General features: G+C 69.1%; 17 protein-coding genes and 7 pseudogenes. 15 read left to right on the top strand and 9 right to left on the bottom strand.

Translation table 11 applies throughout. From position 1 onward, the window contains the following. Positions 1–615 precede the first annotated feature (615 nt). Both AC4BEG_RS05805 and AC4BEG_RS05810 read right to left on the bottom strand, forming a co-directional pair. The gene (locus tag AC4BEG_RS05805) at positions 616–2217 is read right to left on the bottom strand and encodes a class I adenylate-forming enzyme family protein (RefSeq protein WP_490704830.1); all 1602 of its coding nucleotides are present in this window, start codon (positions 2215–2217) and stop codon (positions 616–618) included. Positions 2218–2222: 5 nt separating this feature from the next. After that, positions 2223–4163: a fumarylacetoacetate hydrolase family protein gene (locus AC4BEG_RS05810; protein ID WP_490704831.1), complete on the bottom strand. Its 1941-nt coding sequence runs from the start codon at positions 4161–4163 to the stop codon at positions 2223–2225. Between the two features lie 134 nt (positions 4164–4297). Between AC4BEG_RS05810 and AC4BEG_RS05815 the strand changes: the two genes are divergently transcribed. The 3 genes and pseudogenes from AC4BEG_RS05815 to AC4BEG_RS05825 all read left to right on the top strand — a co-directional run. Beyond that, positions 4298–4894 (top strand): TetR/AcrR family transcriptional regulator, encoded by a 597-nt coding sequence (locus tag AC4BEG_RS05815; protein WP_490704832.1) that lies wholly within the window; start codon positions 4298–4300, stop codon positions 4892–4894. Positions 4895–5029: 135 nt separating this feature from the next. After that, positions 5030–7333 (top strand): ATP-binding SpoIIE family protein phosphatase, encoded by a 2304-nt coding sequence (locus AC4BEG_RS05820; RefSeq protein ID WP_490704833.1) that lies wholly within the window; start codon positions 5030–5032, stop codon positions 7331–7333. Positions 7334–7501: 168 nt separating this feature from the next. Then, positions 7502–7732 (top strand): annotated as a pseudogene (locus AC4BEG_RS05825) (SpoIIE family protein phosphatase); the annotation flags it as partial. 309 nt (positions 7733–8041) lie between these two features. Here AC4BEG_RS05825 and AC4BEG_RS05830 read toward each other — a convergent pair. The 5 pseudogenes from AC4BEG_RS05830 to AC4BEG_RS05850 all read right to left on the bottom strand — a co-directional run. Beyond that, a pseudogene (locus AC4BEG_RS05830) lies at positions 8042–8257 on the bottom strand (FtsX-like permease family protein); the annotation flags it as partial. After that, a pseudogene (locus tag AC4BEG_RS05835) lies at positions 8254–8598 on the bottom strand (ABC transporter permease); the annotation flags it as partial. The pseudogenes AC4BEG_RS05830 and AC4BEG_RS05835, both read right to left, overlap by 4 nt. A gap of 54 nt (positions 8599–8652) precedes the next feature. Further along, positions 8653–9157, bottom strand: a pseudogene (locus tag AC4BEG_RS05840) (ABC transporter ATP-binding protein); the annotation flags it as partial. Between the two features lie 282 nt (positions 9158–9439). Continuing rightward, a pseudogene (locus tag AC4BEG_RS05845) lies at positions 9440–9839 on the bottom strand (transposase family protein); the annotation flags it as partial. A 309-nt stretch (positions 9840–10148) separates the two neighbouring features. After that, a pseudogene (locus AC4BEG_RS05850) lies at positions 10149–10385 on the bottom strand (IS110 family transposase); the annotation flags it as partial. 753 nt (positions 10386–11138) lie between these two features. Between AC4BEG_RS05850 and AC4BEG_RS05855 the strand changes: the two are divergent. The 12 genes and pseudogenes from AC4BEG_RS05855 (at position 11139) to AC4BEG_RS05910 (ending at position 20368) form a co-directional block, all read left to right on the top strand. Then, positions 11139–12686 carry a long-chain-fatty-acid--CoA ligase gene (locus AC4BEG_RS05855; RefSeq protein WP_490704834.1) on the top strand — a complete coding sequence of 516 codons (1548 nt, stop codon included), beginning with the start codon at positions 11139–11141 and terminating at the stop codon, positions 12684–12686. Positions 12687–12700: 14 nt separating this feature from the next. Beyond that, positions 12701–13930, top strand: a complete 1230-nt coding sequence (locus AC4BEG_RS05860; RefSeq protein WP_490704835.1) for a TetR/AcrR family transcriptional regulator — start codon at positions 12701–12703, stop codon at positions 13928–13930. Positions 13931–14017: 87 nt separating this feature from the next. After that, positions 14018–15202, top strand: coding sequence for a lipid-transfer protein (locus tag AC4BEG_RS05865; protein ID WP_490704836.1), 1185 nt, complete (start codon positions 14018–14020; stop codon positions 15200–15202). Position 15203: 1 nt separating this feature from the next. After that, positions 15204–15662, top strand: a complete 459-nt coding sequence (locus AC4BEG_RS05870; protein WP_490704837.1) for a MaoC family dehydratase N-terminal domain-containing protein — start codon at positions 15204–15206, stop codon at positions 15660–15662. After that, positions 15659–16081, top strand: a complete 423-nt coding sequence (locus AC4BEG_RS05875; RefSeq protein ID WP_490704838.1) for a MaoC family dehydratase — start codon at positions 15659–15661, stop codon at positions 16079–16081. The genes AC4BEG_RS05870 and AC4BEG_RS05875 overlap by 4 nt, the downstream gene beginning before the upstream one ends. 5 nt (positions 16082–16086) lie before the next feature. Continuing rightward, on the top strand, positions 16087–16917 hold the full coding sequence (locus AC4BEG_RS05880; protein ID WP_490704839.1) for an SDR family NAD(P)-dependent oxidoreductase: 831 nt from the start codon (positions 16087–16089) through the stop codon (positions 16915–16917). Positions 16918–16925: 8 nt separating this feature from the next. Continuing rightward, on the top strand, positions 16926–18071 hold the full coding sequence (locus tag AC4BEG_RS05885; RefSeq protein WP_490704840.1) for an acyl-CoA dehydrogenase family protein: 1146 nt from the start codon (positions 16926–16928) through the stop codon (positions 18069–18071). A gap of 187 nt (positions 18072–18258) precedes the next feature. Then, the gene (locus AC4BEG_RS05890; protein ID WP_490704841.1) at positions 18259–18993 is read left to right on the top strand and encodes an AMP-binding protein; all 735 of its coding nucleotides are present in this window, start codon (positions 18259–18261) and stop codon (positions 18991–18993) included. Between the two features lie 67 nt (positions 18994–19060). Next, entirely contained in the window at positions 19061–19318 is a 258-nt protein-coding gene (locus tag AC4BEG_RS05895; RefSeq protein WP_490706990.1) for a hypothetical protein, read from the top strand. After that, complete coding sequence (locus AC4BEG_RS05900) at positions 19251–19766, top strand: hypothetical protein (RefSeq protein ID WP_490706991.1); 516 nt, start codon at positions 19251–19253, stop codon at positions 19764–19766. Before AC4BEG_RS05895 ends, AC4BEG_RS05900 begins: the two co-directional genes overlap by 68 nt. Positions 19767–19778: 12 nt before the next feature. Further along, positions 19779–19895, top strand: a pseudogene (locus AC4BEG_RS05905) (3-hydroxyacyl-CoA dehydrogenase family protein); the annotation flags it as partial. A 215-nt stretch (positions 19896–20110) separates the two neighbouring features. Next, entirely contained in the window at positions 20111–20368 is a 258-nt protein-coding gene (locus AC4BEG_RS05910; RefSeq protein WP_490704842.1) for a hypothetical protein, read from the top strand. A 43-nt stretch (positions 20369–20411) separates the two neighbouring features. On the opposite strand, the gene AC4BEG_RS05915 is transcribed toward AC4BEG_RS05910, so the two are convergent. Next, the gene (locus tag AC4BEG_RS05915; RefSeq protein ID WP_176179802.1) at positions 20412–20942 is read right to left on the bottom strand and encodes an NUDIX hydrolase; all 531 of its coding nucleotides are present in this window, start codon (positions 20940–20942) and stop codon (positions 20412–20414) included. A 67-nt stretch (positions 20943–21009) separates the two neighbouring features. Further along, the gene (locus AC4BEG_RS05920; protein ID WP_490704843.1) at positions 21010–22347 is read right to left on the bottom strand and encodes an NsdA family TPR-like regulatory protein; all 1338 of its coding nucleotides are present in this window, start codon (positions 22345–22347) and stop codon (positions 21010–21012) included. Between the last annotated feature and the right edge of the window lie 75 nt (positions 22348–22422).

Raw genomic sequence — 22422 nt, forward strand, 5'->3', positions numbered from 1 at the left:
CTGGTTGAAGCTGGAGGCAGGTGGATCCCCGGGTTGGGGGTGGCGCCGGAAGCGGCCTCGACAACGTAGGGGCGAATCGACACCACCAGGCGGTTCGTGCCCGCAAGCGAAGAGGGAATGGGTGTAAGGAAACTTAACCGGTGGTTGAAGCCCCGTGAGTCGTCAGCGGTCTGCTGAATCTGGTGGATGGGCCGCGCCGCAGTGCTGGAGAGTGCTCTATCCGGTGGCCTCTTCTCTCCCGGCGTCTTTAGAGGTCATCTCATTTGGGGCGTTCGATAGCCTCCTGGTGTGGGAATCGTTGAGCGGCTGGTGCCGGATGAGCTGTGGGAGATGTTCCAACGCGTCGCGCCGGAAGCGCCGGCAGCTCGTCACTGATCTCCCACGGCTTTGGCCGAGCCATCCTCACCCCCCGAGGAACGAGATCACTTGCCCTCCACCGTGCCGAACGAAGATCACTCTGCAAGGACTCCTAAGGTCCGGGGCATCAGTCGCTTGTGAGGCCCTGTCTCACCTTCCGGTGGTGACGGAGGGTGCCGGTGTCGTCGTTACATCACGTGCGGCGAGTCTCGCGTCGCTGTGCGCGCAGGAACGTGGCCGCGGTTGGTCAGAAGCTGTTCAGTTGGTCGAGGTGGTGGGAGGTGCGCTCGTTCGTTCGCCGGGCTGGCAGGTTCCTTCCTGGGGATCGAGGGCGTGCAGCAGACGCTTCTGGATCTTTCCCACCGAGGTCCGCGGGAGGGCGCTGATGAGCTCGATCCGGTCGGGCCTCTTGTGGCGGGGGAGATGGTGTGCGCAGTGCGCCAGCAGTTCCTCCGCGCTGACCTGGGCGTCGGGGTGCGGCACGGCGAATACCTTGATCGCCTGGTCACGGATGGGATCGGGGACACCGATGGCGGCTGATTCGAGGACGGCGGGGTGGTCATTGACGACGCGTTCGACTTCGGCGGATGCGATGTTCTCACCCGAGCGTTTGATCATGTCCTTGCACCGGTCCTTGAAGACGACGAAGCCGTCACCGCGGATCTGGACGAGATCTCCGGTGCGCAGCCAGCCGTCGTTCAGGGCCTGGGCGGTGGCGGCGGGATCGTCGAGGTAGCCGGACATGAGGGTGAGACCGGGTTCACCACCGACAAGCAGCTCTCCGGTCTGTCCGGGCCCCACATCGGTACCGGTGTCGTCGACGACGCGCAGGTGTGAGGAGGGCAGGGGCAGACCGAGCGTCATGTTGTCACGTGGCCCGTACAGCGGGTTCATCAGCGGCGGCAGGACGGTCTCGGTCATTCCGTAGAGCTGGATCAGCGGACAGTCGAACCGCGTCTCGAACGCGGTGAGCTGGTGCGGTGACAGGTTCTGGGCGAAGAGGGTGGCACGCAGTGGGGTGTGGTCGTCCTGATCGGTCGTCGGCTGGGCGAGGATCATGCGGAGCGGTGCGGCGAACAGGCTGGCGAGGGTGGCGCGGTGCCGCCGGGCCTGGGCGGCCCACCGGCTGGCGGAGAAGCGGGCGGTGACCGCCACGGACGCGCCGGTCACCAGCGCGGACATCAGGCAGTAGTACTGGGCGTTCGCGTGGAACAACGGCAGTACCACCAGCCAGCGGTCGTCGGGCCGGATCCGGAGCTGTCCGGCCACTGCCTGGCCGGCCGCCAGGTAGGCGGCGTGGGTGATGACCACGCCCTTGGGGCGGCTGGTGGTGCCGGAGGTGTAGAGGACGGCGAGCGGGTCGAGGGGATGGATCGGCGCGTCCGGTTCGGGGACGGGCCCCTGGAAGTGGGTGGAGAAGTCGGGACCGGTGACGGTCACGGTCTGTCCGGGCCCGCACGCGGCGCGGGCGGTCGGCTCCTGTTCGGCGCCACAGATGATCACCCGGCACCGCGCGTGGTCGAACACGTACCGTAGTTCGTCGACGCTGCACTGCGGACCGGTCGGCACGATGACCGCGCCGATCAGTGCGGCGCCGAACCAGCAGGCGAAGAACTCCAGGCTGTTGCCCATCACCACCGCGAACCGGTCTCCACGCCGGACACCGAGGCTGCCCAGCAGCGCGGCCCCGCTGCGGCCGAGGTCGGCGGTCGTGGCGAAGTCGAGGGTGACGCTGTCGTCCTGGTCGTCGACGATCAGGAACGGCGCGGCGGGTGTGGTGCTCTCCCAGTGCCGCAGCATGGATCCGACCGTCTGGTCGCCCGAGGGAGGCGGACGGGGGCACTCGAGGGGGTCGGTCATGCGCGTCACCGGCCCCGTTCGGCGTCCCACTCGGCCATCAACGTCAGGAGTTCCATCTGGCTGAGGCGCGGAAGTTCCGGGTCGAGTTCACGGTAGCGTTGGTAGACGTTGACCACGACGCGTTCCGGGTCGAGCAACGTGGCGTATTCGGCGAGGTCGATCCCGGCAGCGGCCTCCTGATGGGTGAGCCCTCGGGCGTGGGCGGCGTCGGCCTGCTCGACGACATGGGTGAGGTAGCCGCGCATGGCGCGGATCCCGTCGGGGTCGGTGACCGGGCCGTGGCCCGGCACGATTGTGGGAGCGTCCAGGGCGATCATGGTGTCGCAGGCCTTGATCCAGTTGGCGATGGGACCGCCCCAGACGACCGGCGTGCACCCGATGAACAGCAGGTCGCCGGCGAAGATCACACCCGTGTCGGGGATGTGGACGACCGAGTCGGCGCCGGTGTGTGCCGGTCCCAGATTCAGCACGCGTACCTCTCGGCCGCCGACGTCGAGCGTCAGCTCGCCGTCGTAGGTCTGATCAGGGGTACGCAGGCGGATATGGCCGAAGTCGAAGTGACCGAACCGTTCGCGCGCGTAGCGGGTCAGCGCGGGGCCGAGGTCGAGGACCTGGACCATGGTGGTCATGGAGGGGGGCATCTCATGGCTCATTTCCTCGGCCGTGCCCTTGGCCGCGATGATCCGCACCGATGGGTCGAGGAGCTGGTTTCCGTAGGTGTGGTCGCCGTTGGAGTGGGTCAGGACGGCGTGAGAGATGGGGCGTGTCCCGGTCACCGGCTCCATCGCCGTGAGCATCTCCCGGGTGAGCGACAGGTCCCAGAGGGTGTCGACGAGCAGTGAGGAACCGGCTCCGCCGATCAGTCCGGCGTTGCTCAAGCCGTGGCCGCCGTCGGGCAGGAGCCAGGCCCACACGTCCTTGCCGACCTCGTGCAGCCCCCGTGTGTACGGCAGCAGCGGCGTGGCGGGGTTCACGCGCGGTGCGCGGACCGGCCGGCTGGGATGGGGCCGGGGCGCCAGCGGGGCGGGGGGAGTCGAGGCGCGGACGGTCTGACGGGTCTGCCCCAGACCGTCGGCGGTGAGGGTGACCACATCGCCCTCCTGAAGCCAACCCCGGAACCCCGAGGGATCAGCGATGTTGAGATGTTCGATGAGCGCGCAGGTCGGGATGGTGCCCGAACCGATGACATCTCCGGGCAGCAGATCCACACCGCGGGAGGCATAGGAGATGATCTCGCCGAACGTCCAGTCCATCGTGTCGGTGCGGCCGGCGCCGATCGTCTCGCCGTTGATGGCGAGGCGCACCTCCAGGGCGAGCCTACCGTCCTGCAGGTAGGGCTCCAGCTCGTCCGCTGTCACCAACCAGGGGCCGAGGGTGGTGGCGCTGTCCTTGCCCTTGCCCTGGCCGATCCTGAGCTGGCTCTCGTGTATCTGCAGATCCCGGGCCGACCAGTCGCCGAACAGGGTGTAGCCGATGATGCGCTCCTCGGCCTCCTGCGGCGTCAGATCCCGTCCGCCCGTGCCGATGACGGCGGCAATCTCCAGCTCGACGTCGAACCAGGCGCTGCCCGGCGCGATGGCGACGTCGTCGTAGGGCCCCACCACGGTCGACGGCGAGGCGAAGTAGAAGCCTGGAATCTCGTACCAGGTGTCGTGGAGTTCACGGCCGAGGCCAAGGCTGTGCTGGCAGTTGCGTATGTGCTCCAGGTAGCCGGTGGCGTCACGGACGGTCGCCGGACGGGGGATCGGCGCCAGCACGTGTACCTCACTGATCGCCACGGTCTCCCGGGGCGCCCGCATTGCCTCCTCGCCCGCCGCCCGCAGACGGTCGGCGCCCTGGGCGACCAGGTCGATCAGGCCGACGTCCGCGCTGACCGCGTGAATCCGGTCGCCGGACACCACGCCCACCCTCGCGCCCTGTCCAGCGTCATAGGTAACCCATTTCATGACTGTCTCCTCGCTGTGTCTGTGTCAGCCAGCATAGAAGATTCTGGCCAGCCAGTAAATTGTTGTTTAGCCAATACTGGTAGAATCAAGGAGCGATAAAATAGGAGGAATGGGAAGTGGGGGCTGGGGGTACAGTGGCCAGGCGACGCGCGGAGACGAGCCAGGAGAGCCGCAGGCTGCTGGTGGATGCGGCAACCGAGCTCTTCGCGGAGCGCGGCTACCGGCAGACCACCTTCGCCGACATCTCCGAACGATCCGGTATCAGCCGGGGCTCGATCCCCTGGCACTTCGGCAACAAAGAAGGTCTGCTCGAAGCGGTCGTCGAGCAACTGTTCGACATCGCACGGACCCGACTGACTGCCCCGCAGACCGGGCCGGACGGCCTCGATCAGGCACTTGATCGGGCCGTGGTGTTCACCCGCCTGCCCGCCGCCCGGCTTTTCATCACCCTCGTCGCGGAGGCCGTCGAACCCGGCTCACCGCTCCACCACCGCTACGCCGAGCTCCACAGAGCCTTGCGCGGTGTGATCCGTACCTGGCTCGCCCCGGCCGTCCCGGCGACGCGTCTCGACCCCGACGATCTCGCCACCATCGTCCTCGGCACACTGATCGGCATCCACCAGCAATGGCGCATCTCGCCGGAGGACGTCGACCTGGAACGGGTCTACGCGACCCTGCGATCCGTCCTGGCCATGGTCGTGGAGCAGGGCGTGTCCCCTCAACAGCCGTGAGCCGAAGCCCGCGGCCTTCGGCGCACGGGCACCCGGGCCGTCACCAGGCGGGATCGGACCCATAATGGAAGGGAATAACCACCCAGCGTGGACGTCCGTTCTCGGCAGTTCACGCCGGTCATCACGGTGGACCTCATGGACTCCGCATCAGCCGCGCAGGCACCTACGGGAAGGCTGCAGGTGCGTCGGGACCGAGCCCTAGCATCCGCGCTGCGCCGCCTGGATGCCCGCTTGGGTGCCGCGACGTGCACCGCTTATTTGCCGACCTCGGACTCCCGGTCGCTGATCGCGGCGATGACGGTGAGCACGCCCTTGAGCATCACCATCCTGCCGTCGGTGCCAGCAGACGATTTCCGCTCCACCACCGCCAGAGCCCACCAGTCAGGTGAGTTGGCCTTCGCTGACGATACGGAAGTACGGCGTTTCGCCCGCCAGATGCCGGCGATCCTCCTGCGCATCCCGTTCAACACAGTGGTGGTGTCCGCACCGGTGCGCACGTCGCGGCGCCGATTCGGGGTCGTGACCTTGCGCTGGACGCCGGCGCGGAAGGTCTCGGAGGAAGCGCTCAGAGACCTGAGGGCGATCGCGGACGAGCTGGCAGTCGACCTCGAGGAGCTCGCCGAGCAAGGGGCGACCGTAGAGCCCCCTTCCGTCCCCCTGTTCATCTCCCGCTCCTCCGGCACCGCACTCCACCCCCCCGGGGGAGCCGCTCCGGAACCCACCGTCCAGGACGAGCCGGATATATCGGTCGATGGCTTGATAACGAGCAACACCTTCCTCTATCAACTGCACCAGCTCGCCGCCGAGCTGACCGCGGCCGTGCGCGTCCGGGACATCATCGCGGCCGTACAGGCCCACGTGCGCCCTTTGGGCACACGCGCCATCATGCTGTCCCTCGCCGAAAAAGGCCGCCTGCACGTCGTCGGTGCCGCAGGCTTCTCCCGGGAGGCGGTTCATCAGATCGAAGGAACGCTGCTGTCCGAGCACACTCCCGAGACCGACACCATCACCCAGATCGAGGCCAGAATCTTCCCCACCGCAGGGGAGTTCCAGGAAGCCTATCCCCACGTCGGCCACGCCGCGGACTCCCCCGCCTGGGTCTACCTTCCCCTGGTCTCGGCCAAAGGAGCGGTGGGCTGTTGCGCCCTTGAGCTCGACACCCCCGGCCGCACCCTGAACGCCGAGGAACTGGCCGTACTCGTCATGATGCTGGAACAGGTGGCCCAGTCCCTGGAGCGCGCCCGCTCTCACGAGATCGAGCACGCCCTCGCTCAGAGCGTGCAACGCACCCTGCTGCCACGCAGCCTGCCGCACCTGCCCGAGGTGGTCGCCACATCCCGCTATCTGCCCGCGACTGAGGGGGCGGAGGTGGGTGGCGACTGGTACGACATCCTCCCGTTGCCCGGAGGCGGCATCGGGCTCGTCATCGGGGATGTGGAGGGCCACAGCCTGGAAGCAGCGGGCACCATGGGCCAGATGCGCAGCGCAATACGGGCCTACGCCGCCGAGGGGCACGACCCGGCCAGCGTGCTGGAGCGGAGCAACCACCTGCTCGCGGGACTGGACACCGGCCTGTACAGCACCTGCTGCTGCGTGTGGCTGGATCTGACGCTAGGGAGCGCCACTCTGGCAACCGCCGGCCACCCGGCGCCGCTGATCAGCGACGCCCTAGGCCGGACCACCCAGGTGCAGCCACCGGTGGGACCTGCGTTGGGCGTCGACCCCCAAGCGGTTTACCAGCAGAGCGAGATTCTCCTGTCGCCGGGGTCGGTGGTGGCTTTGTTCACCGATGGTCTGCTCGAAACGCGTCGGCTGGGGGCGGGGGCCGCCGTCGGCCGGCTGGGCCGTCTGCTGGCGGACAACTGCACGGAGGACCTGGAAGTGCTGGCGGACCGGTTGACGCAGCACTGCAGCCCACCCCGTCCGCAGGCCGACGATGTCGCCTTGCTGGTGGTGCGGTACGAGGGAGCGCAGCCTGATGGTCAGCGTCGAGTGGCGCGCACCTTCGTCCAGCGCCATGACCTGCGCGGTGTGGCGCACGTACGCCGATTCCTGCGGGAGCTTCTGCACCAGTGGGACCTGATGCCGCTGCTGGACAATCTGGAGCTGCTGGCGTCCGAGGTCGTCACCAACGCACTCATCCATGCGCATAGTGAGGTGGATCTGCGGCTGCGGGAGTATCCGGACAGGATCCGTGTCGAGGTGCGCGACAGCGATCCGCACCCGCCTGTCCCGACCGAGATCCTCACGTCCGACGAGGCCGACAACCAGGAGGCCGAGTCCGGGCGCGGACTGCTGATCGTCGACGCCCTCGCGGCCGACTGGGGCAGTTCGCCCGCGGGACGCGGCAAGACGACCTGGTTCGAGATCAGCACGAGCGCCCCGGCTGTGCCTGTTCCGGACGCGAGCCAGCAGGTGGATCGACGGGTCGGCACCTGACGGCCCGCTGAACACCCGCCGGTGGGCCCGCTGCGGCCGGATACCGCGGGTGCGCCTACGCGGCCCAGCCGGCCACGGGCAACCCTCGGAATCAATCAATCAGTCACCGTCACGGCGATCTTCCCCCTGGTGCGCCCCTCCGCGCTCAGCCGCTGCGCGCTCTCTCTGCTGCCGTGCAGCCTGCTGCCGCGCGTGCTTCACGAGCGCTCGGCCGCGGAGGTGTCATCGCGCTACTTTCCGGCGGCCGCCCGCCACGGGCTGGGAAGTGACTGGTTCGATGTGATCCCATTGTCCGGGGCCCGGGTGGCCCTGATCGTCGGCGATGTCGTGGGGCACGGATACCACACCTCCGTAGCCGTGGGACGCCTTCGATCAGCAGTGCGCACACTTGCCGCGGTCTACCGCGTGGGCTCTGTCGGTCGACCCGGCCGCCGCCCGGGAGCTCCACATGGCGCGGCGACAACCGTCACGGGAGCCCTGCTGACCCCGCCCGACACGCGTCACTGACGTTGGCCATCATGGGTGTGTCAATGATAGCGATGGCGCGGGCTCGCGTGTCGCTCGAAGCCAGCTCGCCGGGCCCGGGCCGAGAGTCCGGCGGCAGCAGCCCCGGTGGCCACGGCGGAGGCGTCGTCCGGCTTGTGCCCAGCCAGCACGCGCCCTCCCTGGGGGAGGGTGCGGGGGCCAGCCGTCCGGCTCAGGCCGGGGTTACTCGGCCTTGATTGCGGTGAGCATGTTCATCCGGGCCGCTCGACGGGCGGGCCAGAGGGCGGCCAGGACGCCGATGACCGCGGCGAGGGCGAGGAAGAGGCCCATGCGCCCCCAGGGCAGCACCAGTTCGTACGTGCGCATGCGATCGCCGATCAGTTCACCGGCCGCCCAGCCGAAGAAGATGCCCAGGCCGATGCCGAGCACTCCACCGAACTGCCGCGGGTGGCGAAGCCGTCGCCGATCAGCTTGCCCTTCTTGTCGGCGATGGCGGTGAAGCCGGTGACGGAGGCGGCGCCGGGCATGCGGGCGGCCTCGTACAGCAGCTTCTGGTCGAGCCGCGGGGGCGCGCCGTCACGCTGGTCGGAGGAGCGCGGCTGGATGGCCACGTCGACGTCGTCGAAGCCCTGTTGGGAGCTCTTCTGGAACGCGTCGGAGGTGGTCGAGGTGAAGACCAGGGTGCCGGAGACGAAGGCCACGCCGAGCATCACGGCGAGCACGGTCATCAGCAGCCGGCCCTTGTGCGCAAGCACATTGCGCAAGGCAGTACGGAACATGAGTGGGTCAGTCCTGGAGGAGAGGTCCGAAGTGCGGGTGGCGGCTGCGGCGGATCAGCTCGTTCGGCCCTTGGCGTCGAAGCCGGGGGCCTGGGGGGGAGCCCCCGGAGAAACGCAGCATGCGCTCCAGCACCATGTCGGCGCTCGGGTGGGGCATGTCGTCGGCGATCCGGCCGTCGGCGAGGAAGACCACCCGGTCCGCGTAGGAGGCGGCGACCGGGTCGTGGGTCACCATCACCACGGTCTGGCCCAACTCCCGTACGGAGTTGCGCAGGAAGCCCAGCACCTCGGCGCCGGAGCGGGAGTCGAGGTTCCCGGTGGGCTCGTCGGCGAAGATGATCTCGGGTCGGGAGGCGAGTGCGCGGGCGACCGCGACGCGCTGCTGCTGGCCGCCGGAGAGCTGGCTGGGGCGGTGCTTGAGGCGTCCGCCCAGGCCGACGGTCTCCACGACGCGGTTCAGCCAGGCGCGGTCCGGCTTACGGCCGGCGATGTCCATGGGGAGGGTGATGTTCTCCAGGGCGTTGAGGGTCGGCAGCAGGTTGAACGCCTGGAAGATGAAGACGCCTCCGGCGGAGGACGGCTTACCCGGTCGGCCGGTGGGCCTACCCGGCGATCCCGGGGGCGCTGGTCCGGGTTGGCGGATGGCCAGTTCCAGGTAGCGCGCTGCCTGCGACGGTGCCGCACACGTCGCGGGCGAGGGCCCGCAGGCTCCTCCGCAGGCCCCGCTCTCCCCAGCCCCGTAGGGGTACCCCTTACGACCGGATCAGGGACCGGGATCGGTGGACCGCACATGGCCAAGATGCTTGCGTACACCGTCGGCCAGGTCGGCGCAGTACGCTCAGCGGTTGTGGCGCGAGTTGCACGCCTTGTCACCGCTGCGATGGTCGGGGCGGGTGCGGGCCCGACCGGCTCCGCGCCAGGGACGCCGAGACGTTCCAGTGCCAGCACGAGCCGCGGAGTGTCGCCTCACTGGCCCGGAGCGATCAGGAACACCAGAGGGCGGCGCCCACCCTCGCCGACCAGATGAATCGTGCTCGGCAGGCCGCCCTCGAACGTCCCAGCCCCTCATCGAAACGGCCCCGAGGTGGCAGAGCCCGGCGCCCAAAGCTGTGCGGTGGCGTGGTCCGTACGCCTGCTGCGTGCTGGTGGGCTCGGCAGGAGGTGGAGTCGAAGCTGATCATGCCGCAGTCAATCCGGTCTTCGGCGTCGGCTTGCGCCAGGAGGGACCGGAGGATCGTGTCCTACGTGCCGTCGTCGACCAACGGCGGCAACAGCCCTGGTGGCCACAGCGGAGGCGCCGTCCGGCCTCATCACCCGCTCCAGCTGGAGCGAGCGGGCCTGCTCGGCCGTGCGTTCGACGGGCCCGGCGAGCGGACCGGTGCCCGTGCGCGAGAACCTCGGGGCCGGCATCGGTTGTTCTACGCCGTCCCCTGGCCGACAGGCTGCCTTCCATGCCGATCTCGCCCGCTCACTGGCCCACCTGCGCGGCCTGGAGCTGAGGCCGTTGCCGAGCTGCTGGACGCCGAGCGGCTTGCTCCCCAGCGCATCCACGCATTCCGGGCGACCGTCAGGGGCAGGGCTCCGATCGAGGCGGGCTGGTCCACGATCACCAGCACGGTGCCGAACTTCGCGGCAAGCTTGTTGAAGACGGCCCGCAACTTCGGCTCGCTGTTGGGCAGCTGCTTGTCGAAGACCTTCTTGCCGGCCGGGGTCAGCCCGTACCCATGATGGGCGCCCTTGCCGACGTCCGGGCCGAGGAAGACGCCCGCGTCGTCGATGTCGTACAACCCATCCTCCTGAACAGGGCTCGTGCGGTGCTGGCCAGGGCAACGGCGCCGTACGCGCGCATCCACGTTATGCAGACCTGCCGCCCGCGAGAGGCTCGGCGGGGCGGTAGTCGGACCTCTCATCAACGTCTCCAACGGCACCCCCTTGGGCCCGGTGTCACCACCCCAGGTCATGCGTTCGACAAGGAGACCAGTCATGCCGGGCTCTGGGGCCGGCGGCCCTCTTGCAGGACCGCGAAAGAGATCACGGGGGAGTCTCCAGACCCTGTCGCGGTGGTCGACGAAACGATGCGCGAGGTGCTTGCCCTTTTCCCAGCACCCGGGTCCCGTCCGGAGACCGGCGGCGGCACCACCGTCGTCTCGTTCAGGACTGGGCGGGACATCGACGCACTACTCCCGTCGCTTCGACGCCTCATCGAGAGCGGACCTGGGCAATGACTTCCCCGCTGGTGCGTCCGGTCCACTGTGCAGCCCTCGGGTGAGCCGAGGCCATCGAGGGCGACGGGAATGAGCCGAGCCCACAGGCGGCCAGGCCCGGCAGAACTTCCGCGTCGAAGACCTCGGCAGCTGGGGTGAAGATTTCGATGTCGGTCGAGTTCGTGTACGCGTTCAAGCGGCGGTACGACGTCCCGCCGCTCGCCTACCGGGAATCTCACCGTTGATCCGGGCGTAACCGTTGCATACTAAGTGAACGGTCATTAGTGTCGGCGCTCCCCGCTTCAATGAGCCCCTACTCGCCGCTTTGGAGAGTCGATGTATCTGACCCAGTCGCTGCACCGAGCAGTGCAGCAGAACCCCGATGCAGTCGCCACGATCTTCGGCGGGCGGGTGCGAACAGTTGCAGAGTCCGCCGACCGGGTCGCGCGCCTGGCAGGCGCCCTGGGCGCGCTTGGCGTCGCGGACGGGGACCGCGTCGCCATCCTGGCCCTGAACTCCGACCGGTACCACGAGTACCTGTTGGCCGTCCCGTGGGCGAACGCCGTGCTCAACCCGGTGAACATCCGCTGGAGCCCGGCCGAGATCGTCTACTCGCTGCGGGAGTCGGACACCCGCGTGCTCTTCGTGGATGACATGTTCGCACCGCTGCTGCCCGTGCTGCGCGAGCAGTTCCCCGAGCTGTCCACCGTGGTCTTCTGCGGCGATGGCGAGTGCCCGGAAGGTGCGCTCGACTACGAGCGGCTGGTCGCGCAGGCGAGGCCGGCCGAGGACGCGAGGCGGGGTGGTGACGACCTGCTAGGGGTCTTCTACACCGGTGGCACCACCGGTAGCCCCAAGGGCGTGATGCTCAGCCACAACAACCTGATCACCTCGGCACTCGGCAGCCTCGCCACCGGCGCGTTCGTCTCCCCGCACGGCAGGCTGTTGCATGCGGCCCCGATGTTTCACCTGGCCGACATCTGCGCTTGGACCGCCGGCATGCTGGTCGGCTCGACACACGTGATCGTGCCGATGTTCACCCCCGCGGGCGTGCTCGACGCCGTCACCGAGCACCGGATCACCGACACGCTGCTGATCCCCACCATGATCCAGATGCTGGTGGACAGCCCTGACATCGCCGGACGTGACCTGTCCAGTGTCGGCACCATCGTCTATGGGGCATCGCCGATCTCCGAGACGCTGCTCGAGCGCGCACGCACGTGCTTCCCCGTCACGAACTTCACGCAGGCCTACGGGATGACCGAGCTGTCCCCGGTCGCCACGATGCTCTTGCCCGCTGATCATGACGACCCCGAGCTGAGGAAGTCGGCGGGACGCGCCGCGCCGCATGCCGAGGTCCGCATCGCCGATGCGGAGGACAACGAGGTGCCCTGCGGCACGCTCGGCGAGGTCCAAGTGCGCGGCGACCACGTCATGCTCGGCTACTGGAACCGGCCGGAGGAATCCGAGGCGGCGCTGCGCGGCGGGTGGATGCACACCGGCGACGGGGGCTACATGGACGAGCGCGGTTATGTGTTCATCATGGACCGGATCAAGGACATGATCATCACCGGCGGTGAGAACGTATACTCCGTCGAGGTGGAGAATGCCCTCGCCAAGCATCCAGCCGTGGCGTGCTGCGCGGTCATCGGGGTGCCGGACGAGCGGTGGGGCGAGCGGGTGCACGCGGCCGTGGTTCTCCTGCCCGGTCACGAGGTGACGGAAGAGGAGCTGCGGGACGCCTGCCGGGCGCATATCGCGGGCTACAAGGTCCCCCGTAGTGTTGCCTTCGTGGATGCCCTGCCTGTCTCGGGGGCCGGGAAGATCCTCAAGCGCGAACTACGCAAAGGTCACTGGGGCGACGCCGAGACGGCGTCGACTTAAAGACGGAGGGTGGCATGGCCTCGACGGCTCGGCAGCGGATGACCGTGCGGGCTCCCGCACGCGGCACGAGACCGTCCAACCGGCGGTCACTCATCCTCTCCGCGGCTGCCGACCTGTTCTACCGGCGCGGCTACGCTCAGGTCGCCATGAGCGACATCGCCGACGCCGTCGCCATCGGCCCGTCGGCTCTGTACCGTCATTTTTCCGGTAAGCAGCACCTGCTCACCGAGGTTGTGCTCGACGGTATGAGGCAGGTGCGCGACGCTATCGCGGAAAGCGTCTCCGAACCCGCCGACGGCACGGTCCACGCCACGGCACGCCGGCTCGCGGCGACGGCTTTGGATCACCGGCCGATCGGCGTGCTCTGGCAACGCGAAGGTCGGCACATCGCGGCCGACCATCAGGCCGAGATGCGCGTCCTGCTGCGGTCGGCCCACAGCTGGCTCGCCGGGTTCGTCCAAGCGGCACGTCACGACAGCGAGCAGGCCGACCTGCTCAGCCGGTGCCTGCTGTCCGTCGTGGTGAGCATCTCGTTCCATCACCTGGAGCTGCCGCGCACCACCTACGAGAAGCTGCTGAGCGACCTGCTGCTCGGCGTCCTCGATGCCCCGCTGCCTCCCTCGCCCGAGGCCGCGCCAGCCGTTCCCACCTCGGCTCCCGCGGTCGGCCTGCGGTCGCGGCGCGAGAATCTGCTGGCCGTGGCGATCAGAATGTTCGCCGAGCAGGGTTACGTGGCTGTGGGGATCGAGGACATCGCCGCCGAGGTCGGCATCGCCGGCCCGAGTGTCTACAACCACTTCCCCAGCAAGGCCGACATGCTCATGTCGGCGATGCAGCGCGGCATCGAAACGATGCGGATGGACATGAACAAGGCGCTCTCCAGCGCTCCGGACCACGGCGAAGCCCTGCACCGGCTGCTGGAGGCCTACACCGCCCTGTTCTTCGCCCACCACCACCTGATCAACCTGCTGATCACCGAGCTGGATCACCTGCCCGCCAGGGAGCGCACCAGGATGCGCCAGGCACAGCACGACTACATCGCCGAATGGACGCACCTGCTGCAGCAGGTCCACCCCGGCCTCGACGTGGTGACCGCGCGCATCCGCGTCCAGGCCGCGATGACCGTGGTGAACGACATCGCCCGTACTCCCCTGCAACGCACGAAGCCCGGCGCACGTGAGTCCCTGGTCGCCATCGGTTCGGCCATCCTCGGCCTTCCCCCTAGGAGCACCGCGGCCGTGTAACGCCGCTCACATCATCGAGTTCAGACCTCCCCCTGGGCAGCTAAGTGAATCTCTACTAGTCTCCACGTATACCCACTTGGAGGCACCATGGGACAGCGAGCGCATGTGGTCGGCGTCGGGATGATTCCCTTCGCCACCCCGAGCAAGGGCGAGTCGTACGACGTCATGGGCGAGCAGGCCGCCCGAGCCGCACTGAAGGACGCGGGCATCGACTACCAGAAGGTCCGGCAGGCATACGCCGGTTACGTCTACGGCGACTCGACGTGCGGTCAGGCGGCGTTGTACGGCCTGGGCCAGACCGGCATCCCAGTGATCAACGTGAACAACAACTGCTCGACCGGTTCGTCAGCGCTCTACCTGGCACGTCAGGCCGTCGAGAGCGGCGTGGCCGACTGCGTGCTCGCGCTGGGATTCGAGCAGATGCAGCGCGGGGCACTGACGACGCAGTGGCAGGACAGGCCGAGCCCGTTCGACCGGTTCGATGCGGTCGCACACGCGGTGCAGGGCACCTCCGACGCACCGTTCGCCGCGCAGTACTTCGGTGGAGCCGGCGCTGCCTACGCCAAGAAGTACGGCACCTCCGCGGAGACCTTCGCGAAGATCTCGGTGAAGTCTCGCGCACACGCGGCCCACAACCCCTACGCCGTCTTCCGGGATCCGGTCACGGTCGAGGAAGTGCTCGCCTCGCCGCACATCTACGGCCCGCTGACCCGGCTACAGTGCTGCCCGCCCACCTGCGGTGCGGCCGCGGCAGTGATCGCCAGCGAGGACTTCGCCCGCCAGCACGGCCTCGACACCTCGGTCGCCATCACGGCGCAGGCCATGACGACGGACTTTTCGTCGACGTTCACCGACAAGGACATGACCAAGGTCGTCGGCTATGACATGTCCAAGGCCGCCGCGCAGCAGGTGTACGAAGCATCTGGCGTATCACCCGAGGACCTCCGCGTCGTGGAACTGCACGACTGCTTCACCGCCAACGAACTGCTGACCTACGAAGCGATCGGCCTGACGCCCGAGGGCACCGCCGAGAAGTTCATCCACGACGGCGACAACACCTACGGCGGCCGCGTGGTCACCAACCCCTCCGGCGGCCTGTTGTCCAAGGGGCACCCGCTGGGCGCGACCGGTCTCGCGCAGTGCGCCGAACTGGTGTGGCAGCTGCGCGGGCAGGCGGGCGCCCGACAGGTCGAGGGCGTGAACGTGGCCCTTCAGCACAACATCGGTCTCGGCGGAGCAGCCGTCGTCACCCTGTACGAGAAGGTCTCCTGACATGGCAGTGGACACCACGGCGATCGGCACTGAGCCGGCTCCGGTCACCATGACCGTGGACGCGGGCCGGCTGCGGTTCTTCGCCAAGGCCATCGGCGAGACGGACGAGGTGTACACCGACGCGAGCGCCGCCCGGGCCGCCGGGCACCGGGACCTGCCGGTGCCGCCCACCTTCCTGTTCGGCCTTGAGCTCGAACAGCCGGACCCCTTCGGCTGGCTGTCCGAACTCGGCGTGGACCTGCGGCGCGTACTGCACGGCGAGCAGTCGTTCACCTACCACTCGGTGGCGCACGCGGGCGACACCCTGATCGCCAGGCCGCGCATCTGCGACATCTTCACCAAGAAGGGCGGCACGTTGACGTTCATCGTCAAACAGACCGCGGTGACCCGTGACGACGGCTCCGCCGTCGCCGACCTGACGACCGTCATCGTCGTCCGCAACCCCGAGGTGACCACATGACCACAGTCGCACGGCTCGACGTCGGCACCGAGCTGCCGCCGCTGGAACTGGCGCCCATATCGCGGACCACCCTCGCACTCTTCGCCGGTGCGTCCGGTGACCACAACCCGATCCACATCGACCTCGACATCGCCAAGTCGGCCGGTCTTGAGGACGTGTTCGCGCACGGCATGCTCTCGATGGCCTACCTGGGCAGGCTCCTGACGAACTGGATGCCCCAGGACAGGCTGCGCTCCTACCGGGTTCGCTTCGCCGCCGTCACGCCGGTGCACGCTCGGCCCACCTGCACCGGGCGGGTGACCGCGATCGAGGAGCAGGACGGCGAACTGCGCGCCACCGTCGAGGTCGCCGTGACGCTCGCAGACGGCACCATCACCCTCACCGGCGACGCGACCGTCGCCCTGAACCAGAAGGACTGACGCACATGGGAAAGCTCGACAGCAAGGTCGCCATCATCTCCGGTTCCGGCCGGGGCATCGGACGTGAGATCGCGCTGAAGCTGGCAGCGGAAGGCGCCGCTGTCGTGGTCAACGACCTGGATGCCGAGCCCGCCAAGGAGACCGTGGCCGCGATCGAAGCCCTGGGCGGCCGGGCGATCGCCTGCGTGGGCAGTGTGACCGACGCCGACTTCGCCGAGCGCTTCGTGAGGGCTGCCGGGGAACACTTCGGCGGGCTGGACATCATCGTCAACAACGCCGGTTACACCTGGGACACCGTGATCCAGAAGATGACCGACGAACAGTGGGACGCCATCCTCGACGTGCACCTCAAGGCACCGTTCCGGATCCTGCGCGCGGCCCAGCCGGTGATCTCGGGCTTGGTGAAGAGGGCCCGACAGGCCGGCGAGCCGGTCCCGTGCCGCAAGGTCGTCAACATCTCATCCATCGCGGGCCTCGGCGGCAACGCCGGGCAGGCCAACTACGCCGCCGCCAAGGCGGGTATCACCGGGCTGACCAAGACGCTGGCCAAGGAGTGGGGCCGCTACAACGTCACGGTCAACACCGTCGCCTTCGGACTGATCAAGACCCGGCTCACCGAGACGCCCGCGGACGGGGACGGCACCATCGACGTACAGGGCAAGGAGATCAAGGTCGGCGTCAACCCCGACCTCCTCAGCGCCATGGAGCGCATGATCCCGCTCGGCCGCGGCGGCACCCCGCGGGAAGCCGCGGGCGCCGTCTACCTGCTGTGCACCCCCGAATCGGACTACGTCAGCGCGCAGACCCTCGTCTGCGGCGGCGGTTTCCAGATCTGAGGCACGTGATGAAGCGCATCCTCTTCGAGTCCGAGCACGAGGACTACCGGGCCAGCGTCCGCGCCTTCCTCGACAAGGAAGTCGTACCGCACTACTCCCACTGGGAGAAGGCGGGAATCGTCCCGCGTGAGCTGTTCACCAAGGCCGGCGAACTCGGCGTGTTCGCCGCTGTCCCCGAGGAGTACGGCGGCGCCGGCGCGGCGGACTTCCGCTACAACGTCGTCTTGCAGGAGGAGGCGGCGAAGGCCGGGGTCGCGCCCGCGACCCTCGGCCCGAGCCTTCAGGCCGACGTCTGCATACCCTACTTCCTGGAGCTGGCCGACGAGCAGCAGAAGTCGCGCTGGCTGCCCGGTATCGCCAGCGGTGAGACGATCACCGCGATCGCGATGACCGAACCGGGCACGGGTTCGGACCTCTCCGGCATCCGCACCCGTGCCGTCCGCGACGGCGACCACTACGTGCTCGACGGCTCGAAGACCTTCATCACCAACGGGATCAACGCGGACCTGGTCATCACCGCCGTCCGCACCGGCGAGCACCCGCACCGCGGCATCAGCCTGATCGTCGTCGAGCGCGACACGCCCGGCTTCGAACGCGGACGCAAGCTGGAGAAGGTCGGCCTGCACGCCCAGGACACCGCAGAGCTCGCCTTCACCGGCGCGCGGGTGCCGGCGGCAAACCTCCTCGGCGAGGAGGGCGAGGGCTTCTTCGGCCTGACGCGCAACCTCGCCCAGGAGCGGATCTCCGTGGCCGTCGCCGGGCTCGCCCAAGCGACGGCGGCACTCGACTGGACGATGACCTACGCGCGCGAGCGCAAGGCCTTCGGAAAACCCCTCGGCGCCCTACAGGCCACCCGCTTCCGGCTCGCGGAGCTGGTGACCGAGGTCGACATCGCACAGCAGTACCTCGACCGCTGCGTGCTCGCACTCAGCGCGGGTGAGCTGACCGCGGTCGACGCTGCCAAGGCCAAGTGGTGGTGCACCGAGCTGCAGGGGCGGGTGGTCGACGCGTGCGTGCAGCTGCACGGCGGGTACGGCTACATGCTGGAGTACCCGATCGCCCGTGCCTGGGTCGATAGCCGGGTGTCGCGCATCTACGCGGGCACGACGGAGATCATGAAGGAGATCGTCGGTCGCTCCCTCGACCTCGGCTGAGCCGTCGAGCAACGCGTCCAAAAGTTGAGTCGCTTCTGGCCTCGCCGCCTGCGGTGCGGCATGAGCGTGGCCGTGCCCTGGCAGCCGCCGTCAGCCGGACAGTGACCGGGGCCACCGGAATCATCAGCAGCCGGCTTGCCGGCACCGTACGGTCCGCGCCCACCACCTGGCCCCGACCGTCGGCGGAATGAACGAAACCATGAAGGAAGTCATCTCGCGGTCGCGGCAGCAGCCAGGGAGAGAGGGCATTTTGACTGACACTCCAGGCATCTACTCAGGAGACGGGTTCCGGTCCCTGGCCGAGGTCAAGGAACGGGCAGCGCGGCTGGCGGCCGCCCTGCTGGCGAACGGGGTGCGGCACGGTGACCGCTACGCGATCGTGATGCGGAACGAGATCGGCTTCCTCGAAGCCAGCCTCGCCGCATCGTTCATCGGCGCGGTACCTGTCCCTGTCAATTGGCATGGGATCAGAACCGGCCTGAAACGCGTGCTCCACAAAAGTGCGTGCAAGGCGGCGATCGTTCACAGCGACCTGGTTCCCGGTGTCGAGCAGCAGGCGCCCGAAGGGCTCGTCATCCTCGAGGCGGAGGTGCCCCAGGAGGTGACGGCAGCCCATGGCCTCGGGGAGGTGCCTGCGACGGGTAGGCACCAGACCGTGGAGGCCGTCATCGCCGCACACGCGCCCGTCGAGTCCACGACGATCGACCCTCCGATGGCCGTGATCTACACCTCCGGGACCACCGGACTGGCCAAGGGGATCCTCCGGTACAAGGTCCCGCCGGAAGACGTGCAGAAGCGGGGGGCATCGGCGAACTTCTTAAGCCGCTACCGGGAAGCACGACCCTGCTCCCAGCGCCGCGCTACCACACGGCGCCCCACATCAATGCCACCTTCGCGGTGGCGCTGGGGATGCCCCTGGTGATCACGCCACCGGGCTGCGCGGGCAGGTCGGCGTGGTGACCTTGGACAGACCGGAACCGCGCAACGCGATGGTGCACACCCTTTTTCCGCAGCTGGACGCCGGGCTGAAGGACCTTTCCGGGGAGCAGGAATGCCGGGTGGTCGTGCTCACCGGGGCGGGGCCGTCTTTCTGTAGCGGCCTCGACCTGGCAGCACCGCTCGGGGATCCCACTCACGGGCCGGTGCGGGGCCGGGTTCGCCCTTGCGGAGGCCGCGGACCTGCGCGTCGTCGCACCAGACGCCCGCTTCCACGCCGTGTTCACCCACGTCGGCATGTCGGCCGGTGACCTGGGGCTGTCCTGGCTGCTGCCACGACTGATCGGCCCCACCGCCTCGGCGGAGCTGTTCTCTACGGGCGGCCGGCTGACCGGGGAGCGGGCAGCAGCCCTGGGCTTCGTCAACCAGTTGGCCGACGACCGCGTGCCGCAGCCGTGCGCCTGGCCGACGAGGTCGCCGCCGGCGCACCACAGGGGGTCCCAGGTCATCTGCTCGCTCTCCGAGGACCACGAAGAGGCGCGCGGCGGGCCTTCGCCGAGCGCCGTGCCCCCGTCTCCACGAGACGTTGAGGAGGAAGAACGAATGTACCCGACCCAGCACGAACCGGGCCACGCCAACAAAATGGCCCAGCACGGCTCCATCATCGCCCCCGGCAGAGAAGGGGTGATCCGCCGGGCCGCGCGGAGCATAGGCACCGAACCGGGCTGCCGGCAGCAGCGAGCGGAGGCCCTCTCATGACCGGCCCGCACCGACCGCATGTACCACGAGTACAAGGAGCCGCTGTACGCCGCTCCCCCGCTGCTGCTGCGCATGGTGGACGCGGGACGGCTGGGCCGTAAGACCGGCTCGGGATTCTACCTGTACTGATCGGGATGAGCTGATCCGCGCTGCTACCGGCGGCTCACGGGCCCGGCTCCCTCCCTCCGGGGCGGGGGCCGGGCCCGGGCCGCACCGGCATTCGCACGGGGTGTGCGCCGGTGACTCGCACACCCCTGCCGCACACTCTCCCGCGCGACCCCGGTCAGCGGTTGACTCGGTTGCGTGACCACTGCACGGACGTACATCCGGAAGGGGATCAACCCGTGACCACCGAGCCCGACCACGCCGCGTTATCCGTGGAGCTCGCGGAACTCCGACGCACCGTCGATGTGGGCTTCGCCCGGGTCGACGGCCGGCTCGCCCTGCTCGACCACCGGGGGGAACAGGCGGAGGAGGACGTCGGTCAACTGGCCGGCCGGATCAGGATCCTGGAACACGGGCGCTGGCCACTGCCCTCCATCGCCGCCCTCACCGGCCTCTCCTCGCTGGCCCTCGCGGTGTGGCAGACGGCCGGACGCTAGCGCTTTGCGGAACGTGCCGCGAGGTGCCGTCATCCGCCCGCGGTCAGCCGAGGCGGATGTGGTGGAGCAGCAGCAACGCCGCCGCCATGTTGGCCGCGGGCACCTCACCCCGCGCGACCAGGTCGGGCACCGACTTCAGCGGCACCCACTCCCGGCGGTCGGACTCGAAGTCGTCCTCCGGGTGCCCGACATACGCGGCCTCCTCGGCCCAGTAGATGTGGTGGCGGGCGTCGGTGAGCCCGTTGGACGGCTCGACGGAGAGCAGATGGCGCAGCGGCCCCGGGCGCCAGCCGGTCTCCTCCTCCATCTCCCGCGCCGCGGCGTCCTCCACGCTCTCCCCGTCCTCGACCACCCCCGCGGCCAGTTCCCAGCCCCAGGCGTCGGTGATGAAGCGGTGCCGCCACAGCAGCAGCACCTCATTGGCCGCGTTGACCACGGTGGCCACCGCCACCGGGCGCAGCCGGATCAGATAGTGGTCCAGGTGGCGGCCGTCGGGGAGTCTGACATCGGCGAGATTGACCCGGAACCACCGGTTCTCGTACACGGTCCGCTCCCTGAGGTTCTTCCACCGCACTACCGGCCACCTTCCGCCGCACAGATGGCAATCCCCGGCCAGCCGCTGACGAGAGTGCGGACCGCGCTCAGAGAGGTACGCGCAGTGCCCCGTCGATGAGTTCCGCGGCCTCGTTCGTCGCGGCGCATCCGCTGGCCGCGAGGTGTTCCCGGACCGCGCGCAGCCGGTCGCGTAACCGCTGGGACTCCATCCCGCGAGCCCGCTCGGTCATCTCCACCGCGGTGGCGCCGGCCCGGTCCGCGTCGCCGGTACGCAGCTCGATATGGGTGAGCATGGCGAGCCGGTGCACCCGTCCCCGGTCGTGCGCGGGGGTGCCGACGGCGGCGGTGGCGTGCTCCCGGGCGCCGCCGAGGTCGCCGAGGCTCAGCAGCGCCTCGGCCACCTGGACGTTGACCAGGCCCGGCTGCACATAGCCGGTCTCGTCGGGCTCCTGGCCCGGCCGGATCCGGTCGGCGGCGGTCTCGGCCCGCTGGATGCAGGCCAGCGCCCCGGTGCCGTCGCCGAGCCGGGCGTACGCCTTGGCCTGCATGGCATACAGATCGGCGGCGAGCGCGGGAGTGATCTGGGTGCCCGCGGCGCGCAGTGCCGACTCGGCGAAGGCGACCGCCTGCCGGTACTCCCGCAGGAACAGCGACTGGTTGACCAGCAGCGCTATCACATAGGCGCCCAGTCCCCGGTCGCCGCTGGCCTTGGCGAGGCGCAGCGCCTGGTGGAAGTAGCGCTGGGCCAGGCCGTGGGCGTCGGAGTCGTAGGCGCAGATACCGGCGATGGCCACCAATCCGCCGGTGGCACGGTGGAGTTGACGGCCGGTCTCGTCGGGGTAGCTGCCGCGCAGCAGGGGCGCGGTCTCGGCGTTGAGGAAGCCCACGACTCGGACCCGGGTCGCCACTCCCCCGGCCTTGCGGTACAGCTGCTCGTAGTGGGCGCGGGCCGCGCGCAGCATCTCGATGTCGGCCATGCTGACGCGGGTCAGCCCGTGGCGGGAGACATCGGAGTCCTCGGGCGGGTTCTCCCACTCCCACACCGGGATGACGGCGGAGGTGCCGGTGACCGCGGGGGCGGCGATGACATGCGGGCGCTGCTGCTCGTCGGACCGCCACAGCGCGGTGGCCCGCTCGACGAACCCGGAGAGCGGGGTGGCGGGGGCGCGGGGGCTGCCGGGGGTGCCGAGCCCGATGTCGTCCAGGGTGAGGGCGCGGCGCAGCCGTTCGCCGAGCACCTCGCAGATGAGGTCCGGGACTTGGCCGCGCGGCCGCTGCCCCTTCAGCCAGCGCGCCACCGCCGTGTGTTCGTACCGCAGTGTCATGCCCCGTGCCCGGCCTGCCTCGTTGATATGCGCGGCCAGGCCCGCATGGGAGATCCCGGCCTCGTCGAGTACGGAGTCGAGCAGTGTGTTGGGCTCCATCTCGCCCTCCCGGCGCCCTCGGTGGCGCCAGCGTAGTGGAGGGGATTTCGCACGGGGTGTGAAACGGCCAGTGCC

This window comes from Streptomyces sp. JLBJ103, assembly GCF_058215575.1.